This is a genomic window from Trebonia sp. (assembly GCF_030042015.1).
Lineage (GTDB): Bacteria > Actinomycetota > Actinomycetes > Streptosporangiales > Streptosporangiaceae > Trebonia.
Window position 1 is genome coordinate 15,438 of the sequence record NZ_JASIAL010000379.1, and the last position, 16,538, is coordinate 31,975.

Genomic DNA, 16,538 nt, shown 5'->3' on the forward strand with positions numbered 1-16,538 from the left:
ATCTCCAACAGAGGGGGGCCTGGTGACCAGCCATCCAGATGAGCTCACTCCGCCGGCGGAGCCCGATCCGCGCGTTGCCATCCGTCCCGCCGAGGTCGCGCTGCGGTCCTTCGGGCAGCCGAACTCGGTCGTCAGCCAGTTCGACTTCTGGGATGACTCCTACGAGGGACGACGGCTTTTCGCCGAGGTGCTCGGGACGTTCCTGCTGGTCCTGGTGGCCGTCGGCGCCGACATCGTCAACGCCAGGTTCGGCGGCAACGCGGTCCCGTACGGCGCGCGTGTGGTGGCACCGGGGCTGATGGTGACCGCGGTCATCCTGTTCATGGGGACGGTCTCCGGCGCCCACCTGAACCCCGCGGTGACCGTGGCGTTCGCGGCGCGCGGCAACTTCCCCTGGAAGCGCGTCCCCGCCTATATCGTCGCCCAGTTCGCCGGCGCCGTCCTGGCCACGCTGCTGTTGTGGGCGCTGATCGGCAAGCAGGGCAGCGCGGGGCTGACCCTGCCCGGCCACGGCATCCCGACGACCACCGCGATGCTGTGGGAACTGATCCTGACCGCCGGGCTGGTGAGCGTGATCCTGGGCACCGCCTCTGGCGCACAGCAGATCGGGCCATTCGCAGCCATCGCGGTAGGCAGCTACATCGCGCTGGCCGGGCTGTGGGGCGCTCCGGTCAGCGGCGCGTCGATGAACCCGGTCCGGTCGCTCGGGCCCGCCCTGGTGCTCGGCGACTGGACCTCATGGTGGGCCTACCTGGCCGGCCCGGTGGCCGGCGCGGCCGTCGCGGTGGGCATCGCCCACGTGCTGCGCGGCCGTGGCGGGGGCCGCAGCGGCGTCGCGGCAGCGCAAGGCACGCTCGGGATCGACTGGCGCCCCGGCCCCAACCCGCGTTCCTGAACCCGCGCTCGCGGTGTCAGGTGAGCCACCTGCGGACCGGATCATGCCGCTCTAGCCACGGGCGCAGCGGCGGCGGATGAATGTGGCATCGAGCCGGTCACAGGCGGCTGACTGTCACATGCATCCGGCTGCCTGCTGCCAGGGCGGCCCCCGCTAGCGGCAGATCGGCGCGTTACCAGGGCGCGACCTTCACGAGATGTCGAAATGTGAGACAGAGCCATATGGTTTTGCTTCGCGCCCATTTCCGTGGGGGACAATTAGGGTAAACCGGGCGTCAATTCCTTTGCCGGGCAGCGTTCCGCGCAGGAAATCGGCGCGGCACGCCCTCAGGCGCGCGTCCGCCCCCAGTACCGCGTACTGGGGGCGGACGTCAGCGCGGGCCGGGAATGGGCCGGACCGGCGCGGTCAGGCCTGCTGCGAGCGCCAGCCTTCGTGGTAGTGCTCGCGGACCTCCCTGGTGTAGGGCGCCGGCGCCACGGTGGCGCGGACCTCGGTCTGCCGGTGCGGCCGCGACACCGAGGCCTTGGCCGAACCGCCGCCGGGCTCGCCCCAGACCACGATGACCTCGGCGCCGATCGGCAGGTCGTGGTCCACGGTCGCCAGCGACAGCACCGACCGCTCGTTGTGGCTGTAGCCCGTGAACATGGACAGGCCCACCACGTTGCCGCCGGACAGGATCGCGTCGTAGTTGGAGGCGGCGTAGTTCGACACGGGCAGCTCGAGGATCTTGATCGGCACCTCGTCGGTGAACAGCGACGAGACGATCTTGCCGACGTCCTCGCCGTTCCACGCCAGCGTCACCTTGCGGCGCTGGTTCGCCTTGTCCATCGCCTCCAGGGCCTCGCGGCCGATGAAGTCGTGGTCGAACTTCACCATGTGGCCGTACCCAAGCTGGTAGGGCGTCACGTAGTAGTCCTCGATGTCCGAGGAGACGAAGCTGCCGCCGATCGACCCGGCGAAGCCCTCGTAGCCCTGCGCGGGAAGCCACTCGCGGTACGGCTTCATCTGGTCGCCCGTGTAGATGGCGGGAAGCGGCGAGGGGATCCAGCCAGACTCCAGGGCGTTCGTCGCGTACGCGCGGGCACCCACGGGCTCGATGCCGAACTCCTTCCCTGCCTCCAGGATCGCCTCACGGATCTCCAGGTACTCCTCGTAGGGGCCCCAGACCTCCAGGCCCGGCTGGCCGGCCATCCCGTGGCGCAGCGCCCTGACCCGCCGGCCGCCGATGTTGATCCAGTCCGTGTGGAAGAACTTGATGTCCGCGAACGGGCCTCCGTTCAGCTTCTGTATCACCTGCTCGGCGTTCGGCCCCTGAATCTGGAACCGGTATTGCGTGCGGGTGATCGCCTTGCCCAGCGGACGCGACGGCGACCGGTCGTCGCGTACCAGCTCGACCTTCCAGTCACCGGTCTCCGCGTGGAACTGGATCCAGTTCACTGCCGGGACGCGGCCGACGAACTCGTACTCGTCCTCTTCCAGGTGGAAGAGGATCCCGTCGCCGATCACGTAGCCGTCGTAGCTGACAGGAACGAACTGCTTGGCCCTGTTGAGCGGGAAGCTCTGGAACGTGTTGATGCCGAGGTGGGAGATCAGCTTGAGCGCGTCCGGCCCCTTGACGTACAGGTTCGCCATATGGTGGCTCTGGTCGTACAGCACGCAGGTCTGCGTCCACGCGCGCTGCTCAGTCATCCAGTTGGTGAACTCCGTGGGCACCACCGGGTAGACGTAGGCTCCGTCCTGGGAGCTGCGCAGCAGCTCGACTGGGTTCACTGTCTGCAGCAGATCCTCAAGGCTTCGCTGCGTCATAAGTAGTTTCCTGCCTTCCTGGTTACTCCGCGTTATGGCCAGCCGGATACCGCCTCCTAGCCGGTGGCTCACCGACCATGATGTACCGCATCTGTCAGGTTGTCGCTGTTGATTTCACCGGAATTTCCTGGATGGCCTCGTTATTGCCCCCAGCATTCGGGTGGCGCAGGTCGCGGCGCTGAGCGGCCGCTCGGCCGGTCAGCGCGGACCCTGGCCGTTACCTCGCCACAAAGCCGGACATATCACCCGTCGGGGTATCCCAGCGTCGCGTGACGCGCGTCACCCGGCCCGGTCCGGCGCCGCTCTCGAGTTCGGCGAGCAGCCGCAGGCACTGATGTTCGCTACCCTCAGCCACCACCTCGACCCTGCCGTCGGCCAGGTTCGTCGCCGAGCCGGCGAGGCCAAGATCGCCGGCCCTGAGCCGCACCCAGTACCGGAATCCGACACCCTGCACCCAGCCGTCGACCCAGGCGGTGAGCCGCACGGCCGGTTTCCCGTCATCACCAGCCCTCACGTCCGCAAAGCATTCCCCGCCGACTGCCGGCGAACCCTCGGGGCCGCTGGGGGCAGCCGGGCGACGGGGCGGCAGGCGACCGCTGTAGATTTCGTGCAGTATCTGTACCAGGACGATAGGGAATGCTCACGCAGCGAAGGAGCCTGACAATGGAGACCTGGGACGCCATCCGCGCGCGCCGCAACGTCCGCAGCTATCTGCCCGACCCGGTGTCGGAGGCGGATCTCGAACGGATCGCCGAGGCAGGCTGGCGGGCCCCTTCTGCTGCCAACAGGCAGCACTGGGACTTCATCATCGTCACCGATCGCGAGCAGCTGCGCGAGCTGTCCACCGTGTGGCGCGGCGCCGGGCACATCGCCGGCGCGGCCGCGGCCATCGCGCTGGTCATCCCCGTTTACGACGAGGACCGCAGCCGCCTCATCAGCCAGTACGACCTCGGGCAGGCCACGTTCGCCATCTTGGTCGCCGCGGCTGACCTCGGCCTCGGCACCGGACACTCCTCGGTCGGCGACCAGGACCTGGCGCGTTCCATCCTCGGCGTGCCCGCCGATCACGACGTCGCCTACCTGATTGGCGTCGGCTATCCCGCCGACCGGCCGCTGCGCCCGATAGCAAAGCCCAATCGCCGGCCGATCGGAGAAGTCATTCACCACGGTCGCTGGTAGCCGCGGCGGTTGTCCCGCCGGGGTTATCCGGCGGGACCAGGCGGCAGGTTCGTCCGGGCGGCCTGGTTCACCACCGGCGCCGTTGTCCTGGCGTCGAGCTGGGGAGACGCGAGTGTCCGTTCGGAATAATGGGTTTAGATTTTCGTGGATCCTGCGGCAGCGCCGTTTTCCCGCGGATGCATAAGGCCACATTGCCCGATATAACAGTCAGGCGAAGCGCCCCGGCGTTACTGTTGGACCCGGACACAATGGGGCCTGGATCGCCCGTTTGACGCATCCGGTTCCACGCGCGGCGAAAAATCGGAGGAGTGACGTATGGGCGTACCCAGCTCCCCGGGCCACGCGTCCCCGCGTGCGGCCAGCCGTTCCATGAGCTTCTACCTCGGTGCCGGTCTCATCCTGCCGGTCACCTGCCTGATGGTGCTCTGGGGAGTGCTCACGGGACTCGTGCTCGACGGCCGGCTGGACAAGCTGAGCTGGCTGAGTTCGGCGTCACCCAGTCAGCGCGCGCTGACCGGGGGCGCGGTGATAGCAGCCGCGGGGCTCATCGTGGTCATCGCCGTGGTCATCCGGCTGACCTGGCTCACGCGCCGGCTGGTGGCGGAGGTGTCGCGGTTGACCGAGACGGCCAGCGACCTCGCCGAACAGCGGCTGCCCCGGGTAATCGCGGCGGTGCGCAACGGGGAGGACGGAGCGCAGGCCGCGGTCGACGGCGGCGCGGTGCACCAGCCGGACTTGACGATCACCGAGATCGCCGCGGCCTCGGCCGCCATCGCCGACCTCTACCACGCGGCCGCCGCCTCGGCCGCCGCCGAGGCGGGCCTGCGCAACGGTTTCCGGCAGATCCTTGTCAGCCTCGGCCGGCGCAACCAGTCGCTGCTGCACCGGCAGCTCCGCATCATCGACAGCCTGGAGCAGCAGGCAGCCCACCCCGCGGCGCTGGCGGACCTGTTCACGCTCGACCACCTGACCACGCGGATGCGCCGGCACGCGGAAAGCCTGACGATCCTGTCCGGTGCCGCCTCCGGGCGCTCCTGGAGCGGGCCGGTGCCGGTCATCGACGTCATGCGCGCCGCGGTGGCGGAGGTCGAAGACTACACGCGCGTGACCGTCATCACGGACTCCGACGACGCGGTGGCCGCCCCCGCGGTCACCGACATGATCCACCTGCTGGCCGAGCTCATCGAGAACGCCACCCTGTTCTCGCCGTCGAGCACGCGGGTGGAGGTCAGGGCCGAGCGGGTGGCCAACGGCTTCGCCATCGAGGTCGAGGACCGCGGCCTGGGCATCCCGACGGAGCAGCTCGTCCTGATCAATGCCCAGCTCGCCAGCCCGCCGGACTTCGACCTCGCCGACGCCGACCGGCTCGGCCTGTTCGTCGCGGGCAGGCTCGCCGCCCGGCACGGCGTCCTTGTCTCGCTGACCCCGTCTCCCTACCGGGGGACGAAGGCGGTCGTGGTGCTGCCCGACAGCATCGTCACCCCAGCGGCGGAGCCGGCCACGGGCCCGCGCACCGCGGTTGGCGCGGGCGCCGGCCCCGGCGCCGCCGACCTGGCCGTGGACGGCGGCAGGGCTGCCCGGCTGAACCTGCAGGGCGCCGAGGTGCTCTCGCTGGCGGCGGGTGCCGGGCTCCCCGAGCCGGTGCCCGCGGACGCGGGGCAGGGCGCCACGGCACAGGCGCAGGCGCAGGCGCAGCTGGCCGCCGCGCCGGCCGACGGGGGCACCACACTGGACACCACACTGGACACGATGCTTGGCTCCGCGCTTGGCGCCCCCGACGGCTCCGGCGACTTTCCTGAAGTGCCGGCGCCGACCACGATCAACGGCCTTCCCCGCCGCGTCCGCCCCGCCGGAGCGGGAGCGGCAGCGGCAGCGGCAGGACCGTGGGACGATTTGGGAGCTGCCGTCCCCTCCGGCGAACCCGCCGCCCCGCGTCATGCCCTGCCCGAAGGCCCGGCGCCAGAAGAAGCGCGAACGCTCGCCGCCTCGCTGCAGCGAAGCTGGCACCGGAGCCGTCACACCGCACCTGATGGCGCACGGGAGAGCGAGGAGGAGTGATGGCGGAGGGAGGCAGTCCCGCGCGAGACCTCGCCTGGCTGCTTGATGACCTAGCCGAACGGGTGAAGGATTTCCGCCGGGCGGTGATCTTGTCCCGTGACGGCCTGCTCATCGCCTGCTCGAAGGACCTGTCCCGTGAGGACGCCGAGCACCTGTCGGCGGTCGCGGCCGCCGTGCAGAGCCTGGCGGCGGGCACGGGAGAGCGCTTCGGGGCAGGCGGGGTCAGGCAGACGGCCATCGAGCTTGAGCAGGGGATCTTCTTCGTCATCGCGGCCGGGGAGGGCAGCTGCCTGGCGGCGCTGTGCCCGGCGGACGCCGACGCAGGCGCGGTCGCCTACGAGATGGCGATGCTGGCCAAGCGCGCCCGACCGCACCTGGCAGCCCTGCCGCGGTTCCCGGTGATCGAGATCCCGGTGGAGTGAGTGCGGTGCCCTCGGGGGACAACTGGAGACGCCGTGGGTCCGGTCCCGTGGTGCGTCCTTACGCGGTCACCGGCGGCCGGACGGAGCCCGCCGACGGCGAGGTCCTCGACCTGCTCGCGGTCGTCACCGCCACCGGGCACCCCGGGGAGGCCGCCGACCGCGATCCCGCCAGCCTGACCCCCGAGCACCGCAGGATCCTCTCCCTGTGCCAGCGGCAGATCACCGTGGCCGACATCGCCGCGGACACGACGCTGCCGGTCGGCGTGGTACGGGTCCTGCTCGCCGACCTGACGGTCCAAGGCGCCATCACGGTCGTGCGACAACGGCCAGCCGGCCAGCGGACCGGCAGCGACGTCCTCCAGGAGATACTGAATGGGCTCCGCGCACTCTGACGGCGCCGCCCTGCTCGCCGCACACAAGATCCTCATCGCGGGCGGGTTCGGGTCGGGGAAAACGACACTGGTCGGCGCGATCAGCGAGGTCCGGCCGCTGCGCACCGAGGAGCGGCTCACCACGGCGAGCGTCGGCTACGACGACCTGTCCGGTGTCGGCGCCAAGACCACGACGACGGTCGCGCTTGACTTCGGCCGGATCACGATCGGCAGCCAGCTCGTGCTGTACCTGTTCGGCCTGCCCGGCCAGGAGCGCTTCTCGTTCCTGTGGGACGAACTGGCCTACGGCGCGCTCGGCGTGGTGATACTCGCCGACGTCCGCAGGCTCACCGACTGCTTTCCCTCGGTCAATTACTTCGAAAGGCGCAGGCTGCCGTTCGTGGTCGCCATCAACTGCTTCGACAACGCCCCCCGCTACGACCCGGAGGAAGTGCGCGTCGCCCTCGACCTCGACCAGGCGGTCCCGGTCATGCTGTGCGACGCCCGCGACGTCGGCTCGGTCAAGCAGGTCCTGATAACCCTGGTGGAGGCCATCTCCGCCGCGCATTCCCGTGACGCGGCAAGGCCCGGGCGGACCGCCGTGTCGCCAAGGATGTAGGTGGTGGCGACGATGGACAGCCCGGCACAAGGCGGCATGCGGGCAACGTCAGCAGGTAACCAGCAGCCGCGACCGGTCTGGAGCGGATCGGCGCCGCCGCTGGCCCAGGGGTTCATCGCCAGGCCGGAGACCGGGCAGCTCCTCCAGCACGCGCTTGCCCCTGGCATGACGGTCGCGCTTGTCCCCGACCGCGCGGCCGCGGGGCCGCGCGGCTGGCGGGACTCGTGCGGCAAGACGCAGCTCGCGGTCTCCTTCGCGCAGTCCCTCTGGCAGGCCGGCGCGGTCGACCTGGTGATCTGGGTAACCGGCACGAGCCGGGCGCAGGTGCTGTCCAGCTACGGCGAGGCGGCGGCGGCGCTCGGCGTGCAGCTGTCGGGCGGCGCGGAGTCGGTTTCCGCGCGCTTCATCGGCTGGCTGCGCGACTTCGGCCGCCCGTGGCTCGTGGTCATCGACGACCTGACGGACGCCGCCGCCGTCGACCGGCTCTGGCCGGAGGGGCCGGCGGGCCGGGTCCTGGTCACCACGCCGGACTCGGCGACGCTGTTCGGGCACCGCGCGCAGGTCGTCCCCGTCGGGGCGTTCAGCCGGCGCGAGGCCCTGAGCTACCTGGTCGGCCGCCTCGCCGCCGACCTCGATCAACGGCAGGGGGCCATCGACCTGGTCGGTGACCTCGGCCACGAGCCGCTTGCGCTCGCCCAGGCCAGCGCGGTGATCGCAAGCTCGGAACTCACGTGTCATGACTACCGCGAGCATTTCCTGCGCAGGCGAGAGCAGGTGCTCGGGGCGGCGGCCGTCGCGGTCGCCGAACCCGTGGCCGGCGCGATCACCTGGGCGCTGTCCGTCGACCACGCGGACCTGCTGTCACCGGGAAGCGCCCAGCCCCTGCTGATTGTCGGCGCGCTGCTCGACGGCAACGGGATCCCCGGCACGGTGTTCGAGACCTCAGCCGCGCGCGAGTACTGCGCCGCGGCCGGGGCCGCCCCCTACCCGGGCCCACCGTACCCCGCGGGGGCCGCCCCCGCGGTCGAGGACGGGCTGGCGGCCCTGGAGCTCGCGGGCCTGATCACCGCCGATCCGGCCTCGGCGCCGCCGCTGCTGCGGATGAGCTGGCTCGTTCAGGCGGCGGTGCGGGCGGCCATGCCGGTGGCGATGTTCAAGGGCGCCGCGGTCGCGGCGGCCGACGCGCTGCTCGAGGCCTGGCCTGCCGATGAGCCGGCCGAATGGCTGGCGCGCAGCCTGCGCTCGTGCGCGGAAAGCGTGCGGCGGTATTCGGGGGACCTGCTGTGGGAGGGCGGGTGCCACGCGCTGCTGCTGCGCGCCGGGCGCAGCCTGGACGCCGCGCGGCTCACCGGACCCGCGGTCGCGTACTGGGAGGAGCTCGCCAGGATCAGCGACCGGGTGCTCGGCCCCGACCACCCGGCGACCGCCGGGATCAACGAGCAGCTTGCCCGGGCGCACCTGAGCGCCGGGCACGCGGCGCAGTCCATCGCGCTGCTCGAGCGCATCAGGGCCGACCGGGCAGCCAGGCTGGGGCCTGAACACGCCGGCACGATCGCGGCAGGCCGTGACCTGGGCCTGGCGCTGGTTGCGGCGAACCGGTTCGGCGAGGCCGTCGCGATCCTCGCCGAGGTCGCCACCGGCTGGGAACGCTCGGTGGGAGCCGACACCCTCGAGACGCTCGCCGCGCGCGAGGACCTGGCCGCCGCCTACCGGGCCGCGGGCCAGCTTTCCGACGCCATCGGCCGCTACCGCCGCGCGCTGCGAGACCGGGAGCGCGTCCAGGGGCCCCGGCATCCGGACACCACGGCAACGTGCCAGAAGCTGGCCGAGGCATACCTGGCCGATGGCCAGGCCAAGGCCGCGATCTCGCACTACGAGCGCGTCGTGGCCGACAGGGAGCGCGTCCTCGGCCCCGGCCACCTGCACACGATCGCCGCGCGCGGCGCCCTCGGCTCCGCCTATCACGCCGCGGGCAAGATGGCGTCCGCGGTGCGCCTGGCCGAGCAGACGTGCTCGGAGTACACCCGGGTTCTCGGCGCCGACCACCCGGACACGCTGCGGGCGAGCATCAACCTGGCGCACGCGTATTACGGCGTCGGCCGCCTCACGGACGCGACAAAGCTGCTGCGGGAGACCGTTGAGCGCTGCGAGCTGAGCCTGCCGCCCGGTGACCCGCTCACGATAGCGGCGCGGACCAGCCTGGCGAACATCAGCGGCCACCAGGGCTAGCCGGGGAGAAGCGCATGTCGTTCGCCGCGGGCGACCCGGGCGACCCGGGCGGCACCGGCAGCGCGCCGACGGCGCGGCGCTGGCAGCAGATCGATCCGCTGCTGCCGGCGCCGGGCTTCACGCACGGGGCAGCGCCGGGGACCGCGTCGCCGCACTGCGGGGCGGAGCTTGCCGTCGCCGGGCCGGACGGGCGGCTCACCGCCGCCGCCAGGTGCGACCACTGGGTCGGCGCGCCCGGTTCCCTTGACCTGTCCTGGGGCGCCCCGCGCAGATTCCAGCTCACCGCGCTTGTCGCCGACCACGCGGTCGCCGACGGCCTGGACCGGCTGCTGTCGCTGTGGCGCGATCACCTGGCGGACGTGCCAGGCGCCGGCGACGCGGACACCGCCGCGGTCGTCAACTGGCCTAGCCGCGATGCCGACGGCATCGCGGCGCTGCTGCGGCACGGGCTCGCACCGCTTGAGGTTCTCGCCGCACGGAGCACCCCCCGCCCCGCGCCCGGCAGGGCTCAGGCACTTATCCCGAACGAACCGGTGCTCCGCGCTGGCAGCCTCGCGCGAATCCGGCGGGCGGGGCCGGCCGACCTCGGCACCGTCGCCCGGCTGGGCGTTGAGATCATCCGGTGGGACTCGCGGTTCGGTGCCGTGCACGAGCGGGCGGACACGCTTGACGCGATGCGGCGCGAGGTCGCCGGCCTGCTCGCCGACCCCGTGCCGTGGACCTGGCTGGCCGAACACGAGCGTGCGGCGGTCGGGATGCTGGCCGCCCAGCGACCGCGCGCCGCGGGCTGGATCACCCCGATGGCGGGCCTGGCGCCCGCCGCCTACCTGATGATGATGTTCGTCGAGCCGGGCAGCCGCGGCGCCGGAATCGGCGCCGCGCTCGTCGGGGAGTTCCACCGCGCGGTGGCCGAGGCGGGCGTGGCCGTGACGCTGTTGCACCACGAGCAGCTCAACCCGCTATCCGCCCCGTTCTGGAACCGGCACGGGTACCGGCCGCTGTGGACCACGTGGCAGGCTACACCCGCGCGTGCGATCCGCTGACCGCGCCCGTTCCCGGGTCGGACTCCCGCCGGATCCGGAAGAACGGCGACTTCAGCAGGAATCGCGACAGCACCATGACGAGCAGGCCGACCCACACGATCCCGAGGAGCGACCAGTTCTCCGGGGCCGGCGCGGTGGCTAGCGACTTTTCCACCATCCAGACGAGGAAGCCGGCGGACGCGAGCGGGAGGATCCCGAGAATGAGCAGATCCCATGCGTTCGAGAACACGCGCCGTCGGTAGTAGGTCATGCTGGCGAGGGCGGTAAGGACGTAGAAGATCGCGAAGAGGATGCCCGTCAGGTCGACGACGTAGCCGAATGCGTTCTGTACCGAGGTGGCGAGCAGGTACACCCACGCGAGCGCGACGACGAGCAGGCCGAACACGATCGTTGCCGCCGCAGGCGTGGCGAACCGGCGGGGCACGTTGGCGAGGAACTCGGGCAGCGCCCGGTAGCTTGCCATCCCGTAGGTGATCCGCGCGCCGACCACGATGCCGGTCCCCGTGGTCGCGATCACGGAGAGCGCGAGGGCGAGCGCCATGACCTTCTCCCAGCCGCTGCCGCCCAGTGCCTGTGCCACGTAGACGAGCGCGTCGGCCGAGTTGTTCTGCAGGGCAGTCGGCGAGACCACGCCCTGCAGGCCCACCTGGGCGAGCGTGTAGATGACGGCGAGCAGCGCGACCGCGATGAGGGCGGCCCGGCCCGGGTTGGTGCGCCGGTGCTTTACTTCCTCGTTGACGTAAACGGTGCCGTCCCAGCCGCTGTAGGCGAAGACCGCGATGAGGAACCCGCCCACGAGGTCGCCCTTGCCCCCGATCCCGGTGAACTTGAACCAGCCGCTGGTGATCGGGAAGGTGCCGTGGTGATGAGCAAGAACGGCCACCAGGCCCCAGATGGACATGCCGACGAGGATCGTGTACTCGATCAGCGCCATGCCGACCTGGGTGCGCGCGGTGATCTTGATGCCGACGACCGCGATCCCGAGCATGACCAGCCCGACCGCGGTGGCTATCGCGACGTTGGCCCACTTGTTCGTCGCGGACGCGTTGAAGATCGCCAGCACCGACGGCCCGAGAACCTCGACCCCGCTCAGCGTGCCCACCACATAGCCGGCGATCATCAGCCAGCCGGTGAAGAAGCCGAGGTAGGGGTTGATGGACCGGCCGACCCATTCGAACGACGCGCCGCAGTTGGCGTTCCACATGTTGAGGCGGCGGTAGGCGTTCGCGATGATCAGCATGGGGATCGCGCTGATCAGCATGACCAGTCCGCCGCCGTAGGCGGCGGTCGCGGCCAGCGAGGCGAGCGTGATCGCGACCACCGCCGCCGGCGCGGAGGTGGCCATGCCGATGACGGTGTCTTGCGCCACCCCGATCGCGTCGGGCTCGAGCCGTGCGGGAGGAGTCAGCGCGGTTCCTGGGAGGGCTGTTGCGGATGGCTCCGTCATCATTCTCCTCTGAAGTCGGCCTGCATGTGCGGGAGGATCTGCTGAGCCGGCACCGTGTGATCATAACGGTCATTTCAAGCGTTGGCTATAGGACCGTCTATAGTTGAATTTAATATTTGACAGCGGTCAATATCGGGTTAACCAGGGCAATCGCATGGCCTAGGGGTATCGTCGCTGGTCCCGCCCCTATATCCGCTGCGGTAATCGCATAATCCCGGTTTGGCAGGGGATTTCCCGAAGTGCCGCGTGCGACCGCCGAGGGAGATGGTGCGGCTTTATCAATCTGCCATTGCCGCACTACCTTTGGGGGTTTAGGGCCCGCAGGCCGCGCGCGACAAGCAGCGGCACCGCCGGGCCGACCTTCTCATACCCCGCGCTGACCGTCTGCCCGCCGAGGTAGCGGGCATGCACGCCTTCGCAGATGACCGCGAGCTTCATCCACGCCAGCGCCATGTAGAAGGACAGGTTGCTCAGGTCGCGCCCGGTCCGCGCCGCGTACGCCGCGGCGAGCGAGGCCGCGGCAGGGAAGCCTGGCTTGTCGGTCAGCCCGGCGGACACCGGGATGCTCCCGCGCTCGGCGTCTCCGGGATCGTGCCAGTAGGACATCGTCGTCGCGAGGTCGGCGATCGGATCGCCCAGGGTCGACAGCTCCCAGTCGAGGACCGCGGCGATCCGCGGCGCGCCTGGTGAGGCGAGCGACACGACCGTGTTGTCGAGCCGGAAGTCCCCGTGCACGATCGTGCACGCGCTGTCCGGCGGCGCCAGTTCGGAAAGGCGCGCGAGCAGCACCTCCATGTCGGGCAGCTCGCGGGTCCTTGACCGCTCCCACTGCGCGCCCCAGGTGCGGATCTGCCTGACACAGTAGCCGCTGCGCCTGCCGTAGTCGCCAAGGCCGACATCGTCAGGCGAGACCGCGTGCAGGCTGGCCAGCACGGCGATCAGCGCGTCGGCAAGCAGCGCCCGCGACGACGGTGGCAGCGCTTCGGTGTCGGCCGGGTCGCGCAGCACCTGACCAGGCACGTCGCGCATCACGTAGAAGGTGACCCCGAGCACGTCCGGGTCGGTGCACAGCGCGAGCGGCTCAGGCACGGGAACCGCGGTCGGGGCGAGCGCGCCGAGAATGCGGTACTCGCGCTGCATGTCGTGCGCGCGGGGCAGCGCGTGCGACAGCGGCGGCCGGCGCAAGATCACCGTGCCGCCGGGCAGCCGCAACCGGTAGGTGATGTTGGACAGCCCGCCGGGGATCAGCTCCGCCGTCCAGGGACCGTCGCGCAGCAGCCCGGGCAGGGCGCGGCCAAGCCAGTCCTGCACGGCCGCCCGGGGAAGCCCGGGCAGCTCGGGCAGCTCGGGCAGCTCGGGCGGCTCGGGCGCGTGGGGCGCGCTGCGTACCTGGTCAGCCATCGGCACGCGCGCGCCGCGCGGCCCGCCTGGCGATCGACATCCGGTGCACCTCGGAGGCGCCGTCGTAGATACGGAAGGCGCGCACGTCGGCGTAGATGCGCCCGACCACGAGCTCCTCGGAGGTGCCGAGGCCGCCGCACAGCTGCACCGAGCGGTCCACGACCCGGCTGACGGCCTCGCTGATGAAGACCTTCGCGCGGGACGACGCCTCGGTCGACTTGTCCCCCTGCGCGACCTGCCAGGCGACCTGCCACAGCAGGGCACGGGCGGCGGCCAGCTCGATCTCGTTGTCGGCGATCATCTGCTGCGCCATCCCGTGCTCGGCAAGCGGCGCGCCGAACACCGACCGCGAGACGCTGCGGGCGAGCGCGATCTCATGCGCCCGCCGCGCCGCGCCGAGCCAGCGCATGCAGTGCGTCAGCCTGGCGGGCGCGAGCCGCACCTGCGCGTACCGCAGCCCCTCGCCCGGGGCGCCGAGCACCGCGTCGTCGGGCACGAACGCCGAGTCGAACCGCACCCGGCAGTGCCCGCCGAGCGACACGGCGTCGATCGTCCGCGCGTGCCCGGTGATCACGAAGCCGGGGTTGCCCGCGTCGACGAGCAGCATCGTCGCGCCGCCGGCCTGCGGGCTGGCCGCCATCACGATCGCGAAGGCGGCGCCCTGCGCCCCGCTGATCAGGTGCTTGTCGCCCGCGATGACCCAGCCCCCTGAGGTCCTGGTGGCCGTGGTGCGCAGGGCGGCGGGATCGGACCCCGCGCCGGGCGGCGGCTCGGTCATCGCGAAGCACGACCGGATGTCGCCGGCGGCCAGCGGCAGCAGGTACCGCTCCCGCTGGGCCGGCGTCGCGAGCATGTGCAGCATGTGCATGTTGCCCTCGTCCGGCGCCGAGCAGTTCAGCGCCAGCGGCCCGAGCAGGCTCCGGCCCGCCTCCTCGAGCAGCACCGCGGCCTCGTCGAACGCGAACCCGCCGCCGCCGAGGTCGGCGGGCAGCTGCGGTGCCCACAGCCCGGCCGCCTTGGCCTCCTGCTGCAGTTCCTTGCGCAGCGCGTCGTCGACCCCGGCGGCGAAGGCGTCCTGCTCGCGCGGGATCACCACGTCGTCAACGAACCGCGCGATGCGGTCCCGCCAGTCAGTCACCCGCACCGGCAGCGAAAAATCGAAAGGCATGAGGGCTCCTGGTAGCAGACGCCGCTGTCCGTTCGGATGAATCTTGATTATTACCCCGAAATGTCAAGAGGTTCCAGGGAACCCCCTGCTACCTCGCCCGATGCGAGGAAGGGCGACAAGATTCGAACGATCATTCTTCCCTGTCATGCCGCGTCAGAACCCGGCATGTCAGGTCATCGTGTGGGGTTTTCGCGGGCATGAAAACACCCCCCCACCGGTACATCCGGCCCGGCAGGGGGGTGGCCTAGGGAGGGTCAGTGGTGGAGGAACGCCAACAGTAGCCACAGCGCGAACCCGGCGATGGCGATCCATACCATCAGCGCCACCGTGGACACTACTGCGTTGCCTGCGGCACGCATGTTCCCCTTCGCCTGCTTGCTCATTGCGCCGTCCTCGGCCGGGTGGCGATGACCAGCGCGGCAGCGAGGCCGATCAGGAATATCAAGGCGCCCCACCAGGGCGCGTACAGCACCATGATCGCGCTGTTCGCCAACCAGATCAGCGCGCCGATGACGAACCATGCCAAGTTCATTCCGCCTCCAGGGCGTCGAGTAGCTGTTGCAGCGACCCGGCCGTGAGGCCGCTCGCCGCATGCCATACGTGGGCATCGTCCACGTAGATGCCTGCGCCGGGGTGCGCGGCTTCGTATGCCGCGCGGCGCTTCACCTGATCGGTTACCGCGTCGACGCCTCCGGCGACGCGCAAGCCCGGCTCGTATGGACCCATGGGGTCCACTGTACTACTCTCCCCTACCGTAAACCATCGTTCACTAAGGGCGACGCGGGGATACGGTGGGTAAGTAACCTCGCGTCATGCCTGATCCGCCCTATCTCGTCATCGCCGCAGACATCGAGAGACAGATCACCGATGGCCGCCTGGCCCCGGATGCGCGGCTGCGGTCGATCACCGATCTGGCCCACGACTACGGGGTGAACAAGAACACGGTTGTCAAGGCGCTGAACGCCTTGAGGGATAAAGGGCTGATCGAATCCCGGCAGGGATGGGGGACGTTCGTGAAACCGCAGGAAAAACAGCAATAGCCCCTATACGGGCCTACAAGGCCCCTAGGAGCTATCGTGTATCCTTCTGGATAGATTATACGTAAACCAGGCTGAAAACGCGCCAGCGTCGATTCTGACGCGATCCAAACTACGCCTTGGACTCTAGAACCCTGATACGACCCTCATGGTCAGCAACCAGCTTAGTCAACTGCACAATACACTGATCGATCTTCCCCTCACGCTGCCCCATCCGCATCGCCGCCACAATCACCCCCGCCAAAGCCATAATCGCGGATACGAGCACGGCGGCCCACGCCGCCGTCACGACACAGCCTGGTAGGCGATAATCTCTTCACGGTTGGCGTTCAGCCGCTTGATCCAGGCGGGGCGGGAATAACCGTAAGGCGGTATCCCGTTCATGTCCGGCATCGGCTGGCAGTGCGCGCAGTATGCGCTATGCCGGTACCAGTCACCGAATCCCGCCGGACGGTTCTGGCAAGTGAAGCAAGACACCCCCTGGAAGGCCCCTAGACTTAGATTAGACGGACTTTCAGCATCGGCCGGTATGGCCGGTACCCCCCGGCCGTCAACAGCCTCAAATTGAACCTCTGCGGGATACTCCCGGCTAAGATCAATCCACAACTGAGCATCAGACAACATCACTACATACCTCCTCATCAATCAAGCGGAACATCCCACTGCCCGTCAATCTCAGTAAGGCCATCCGTATAACCAGGAAAGCCGAGAAACTCCACCACCCCGCCCGTAGTCACCTGAAACCGCGTATTCACAATCCCCGACTCCCAAGACGAATTCCCCGTGAAAATCCCCGGAGCACACCCACGGAACTGATACGTCGGAACATACCCCGACGGCAACGTAAACAAGGTGACCGTACC

Annotated in this window: 18 protein-coding genes; 9 read left to right on the forward strand and 9 right to left on the reverse strand. The window is 70.0% G+C overall.

Features of this window, described 5'->3' with window-relative positions; all coding sequences use genetic code 11:
* The first annotated feature begins 22 nt into the window (after nucleotides 1-22).
* Nucleotides 23-895 (forward strand): MIP/aquaporin family protein, encoded by an 873-nt coding sequence (locus Q1N79_RS20675; protein ID WP_300611386.1) that lies wholly within the window; start codon nucleotides 23-25, stop codon nucleotides 893-895.
* A 405-nt stretch (nucleotides 896-1,300) separates the two neighbouring features.
* Here Q1N79_RS20675 and Q1N79_RS20680 read toward each other — a convergent pair whose 3' ends face one another.
* Together Q1N79_RS20680 and Q1N79_RS20685 are read right to left on the reverse strand one after the other, a co-directional pair.
* Entirely contained in the window at nucleotides 1,301-2,701 is a 1,401-nt protein-coding gene (locus Q1N79_RS20680) for a hypothetical protein (protein ID WP_300611388.1), read from the reverse strand.
* 217 nt (nucleotides 2,702-2,918) lie between these two features.
* Nucleotides 2,919-3,215, reverse strand: a complete 297-nt coding sequence (locus Q1N79_RS20685; RefSeq protein ID WP_300611391.1) for an acylphosphatase — start codon at nucleotides 3,213-3,215, stop codon at nucleotides 2,919-2,921.
* A gap of 149 nt (nucleotides 3,216-3,364) precedes the next feature.
* Between Q1N79_RS20685 and Q1N79_RS20690 the strand changes: the two genes are divergently transcribed.
* From Q1N79_RS20690 to Q1N79_RS20720, 7 genes are all read left to right on the forward strand, one after another.
* On the forward strand, nucleotides 3,365-3,880 hold the full coding sequence (locus tag Q1N79_RS20690) for a nitroreductase family protein (RefSeq protein ID WP_300611393.1): 516 nt from the start codon (nucleotides 3,365-3,367) through the stop codon (nucleotides 3,878-3,880).
* Between the two features lie 315 nt (nucleotides 3,881-4,195).
* Nucleotides 4,196-5,938 carry an ATP-binding protein gene (locus Q1N79_RS20695; protein ID WP_300611395.1) on the forward strand — a complete coding sequence of 581 codons (1,743 nt, stop codon included), beginning with the start codon at nucleotides 4,196-4,198 and terminating at the stop codon, nucleotides 5,936-5,938.
* A complete protein-coding gene (locus Q1N79_RS20700; protein ID WP_300611397.1) occupies nucleotides 5,938-6,360 on the forward strand; it encodes a roadblock/LC7 domain-containing protein in 423 nt (140 codons plus the stop codon). Before Q1N79_RS20695 ends, Q1N79_RS20700 begins: the two co-directional genes overlap by 1 nt.
* Nucleotides 6,361-6,407: 47 nt before the next feature.
* Nucleotides 6,408-6,752 carry a DUF742 domain-containing protein gene (locus Q1N79_RS20705; RefSeq protein ID WP_300611399.1) on the forward strand — a complete coding sequence of 115 codons (345 nt, stop codon included), beginning with the start codon at nucleotides 6,408-6,410 and terminating at the stop codon, nucleotides 6,750-6,752.
* Nucleotides 6,733-7,350 carry an ATP/GTP-binding protein gene (locus tag Q1N79_RS20710; protein WP_300611401.1) on the forward strand — a complete coding sequence of 206 codons (618 nt, stop codon included), beginning with the start codon at nucleotides 6,733-6,735 and terminating at the stop codon, nucleotides 7,348-7,350. The genes Q1N79_RS20705 and Q1N79_RS20710 overlap by 20 nt, the downstream gene beginning before the upstream one ends.
* Before the next feature lie 12 nt (nucleotides 7,351-7,362).
* Nucleotides 7,363-9,579, forward strand: coding sequence for a tetratricopeptide repeat protein (locus tag Q1N79_RS20715; protein ID WP_300611422.1), 2,217 nt, complete (start codon nucleotides 7,363-7,365; stop codon nucleotides 9,577-9,579).
* A 14-nt stretch (nucleotides 9,580-9,593) separates the two neighbouring features.
* Nucleotides 9,594-10,622 carry a GNAT family N-acetyltransferase gene (locus tag Q1N79_RS20720; RefSeq protein WP_300611403.1) on the forward strand — a complete coding sequence of 343 codons (1,029 nt, stop codon included), beginning with the start codon at nucleotides 9,594-9,596 and terminating at the stop codon, nucleotides 10,620-10,622.
* On the opposite strand, the gene Q1N79_RS20725 is transcribed toward Q1N79_RS20720, so the two are convergent.
* The 6 genes from Q1N79_RS20725 to Q1N79_RS20750 all read right to left on the reverse strand — a co-directional run bounded on the left by Q1N79_RS20725 (nucleotide 10,597) and on the right by Q1N79_RS20750 (nucleotide 15,364).
* A complete protein-coding gene (locus Q1N79_RS20725) occupies nucleotides 10,597-12,069 on the reverse strand; it encodes an APC family permease (protein ID WP_300611405.1) in 1,473 nt (490 codons plus the stop codon). The genes Q1N79_RS20720 and Q1N79_RS20725 overlap by 26 nt on opposite strands.
* A 297-nt stretch (nucleotides 12,070-12,366) precedes the next feature.
* Nucleotides 12,367-13,470, reverse strand: coding sequence for a phosphotransferase family protein (locus Q1N79_RS20730; RefSeq protein ID WP_300611407.1), 1,104 nt, complete (start codon nucleotides 13,468-13,470; stop codon nucleotides 12,367-12,369).
* Nucleotides 13,463-14,638 (reverse strand): acyl-CoA dehydrogenase family protein, encoded by a 1,176-nt coding sequence (locus Q1N79_RS20735; protein WP_300611409.1) that lies wholly within the window; start codon nucleotides 14,636-14,638, stop codon nucleotides 13,463-13,465. Before Q1N79_RS20735 ends, Q1N79_RS20730 begins: the two co-directional genes overlap by 8 nt.
* A gap of 254 nt (nucleotides 14,639-14,892) precedes the next feature.
* Nucleotides 14,893-15,021, reverse strand: a complete 129-nt coding sequence (locus Q1N79_RS20740) for a hypothetical protein (protein ID WP_300611411.1) — start codon at nucleotides 15,019-15,021, stop codon at nucleotides 14,893-14,895.
* Nucleotides 15,018-15,170: a hypothetical protein gene (locus Q1N79_RS20745; protein WP_300611413.1), complete on the reverse strand. Its 153-nt coding sequence runs from the start codon at nucleotides 15,168-15,170 to the stop codon at nucleotides 15,018-15,020. Before Q1N79_RS20745 ends, Q1N79_RS20740 begins: the two co-directional genes overlap by 4 nt.
* Nucleotides 15,167-15,364: a hypothetical protein gene (locus Q1N79_RS20750; RefSeq protein WP_300611415.1), complete on the reverse strand. Its 198-nt coding sequence runs from the start codon at nucleotides 15,362-15,364 to the stop codon at nucleotides 15,167-15,169. The genes Q1N79_RS20745 and Q1N79_RS20750 overlap by 4 nt, the downstream gene beginning before the upstream one ends.
* Nucleotides 15,365-15,450: 86 nt before the next feature.
* On the opposite strand from Q1N79_RS20750, the gene Q1N79_RS20755 reads away from it, so the two are divergent.
* Nucleotides 15,451-15,678 carry a winged helix-turn-helix domain-containing protein gene (locus Q1N79_RS20755; RefSeq protein ID WP_300611417.1) on the forward strand — a complete coding sequence of 76 codons (228 nt, stop codon included), beginning with the start codon at nucleotides 15,451-15,453 and terminating at the stop codon, nucleotides 15,676-15,678.
* A gap of 638 nt (nucleotides 15,679-16,316) precedes the next feature.
* Here the strand turns inward: Q1N79_RS20755 and Q1N79_RS20760 are convergent.
* The coding region (locus Q1N79_RS20760; protein ID WP_300611419.1) for a hypothetical protein at nucleotides 16,317-16,538 on the reverse strand (222 nt) is incomplete at its 5' end.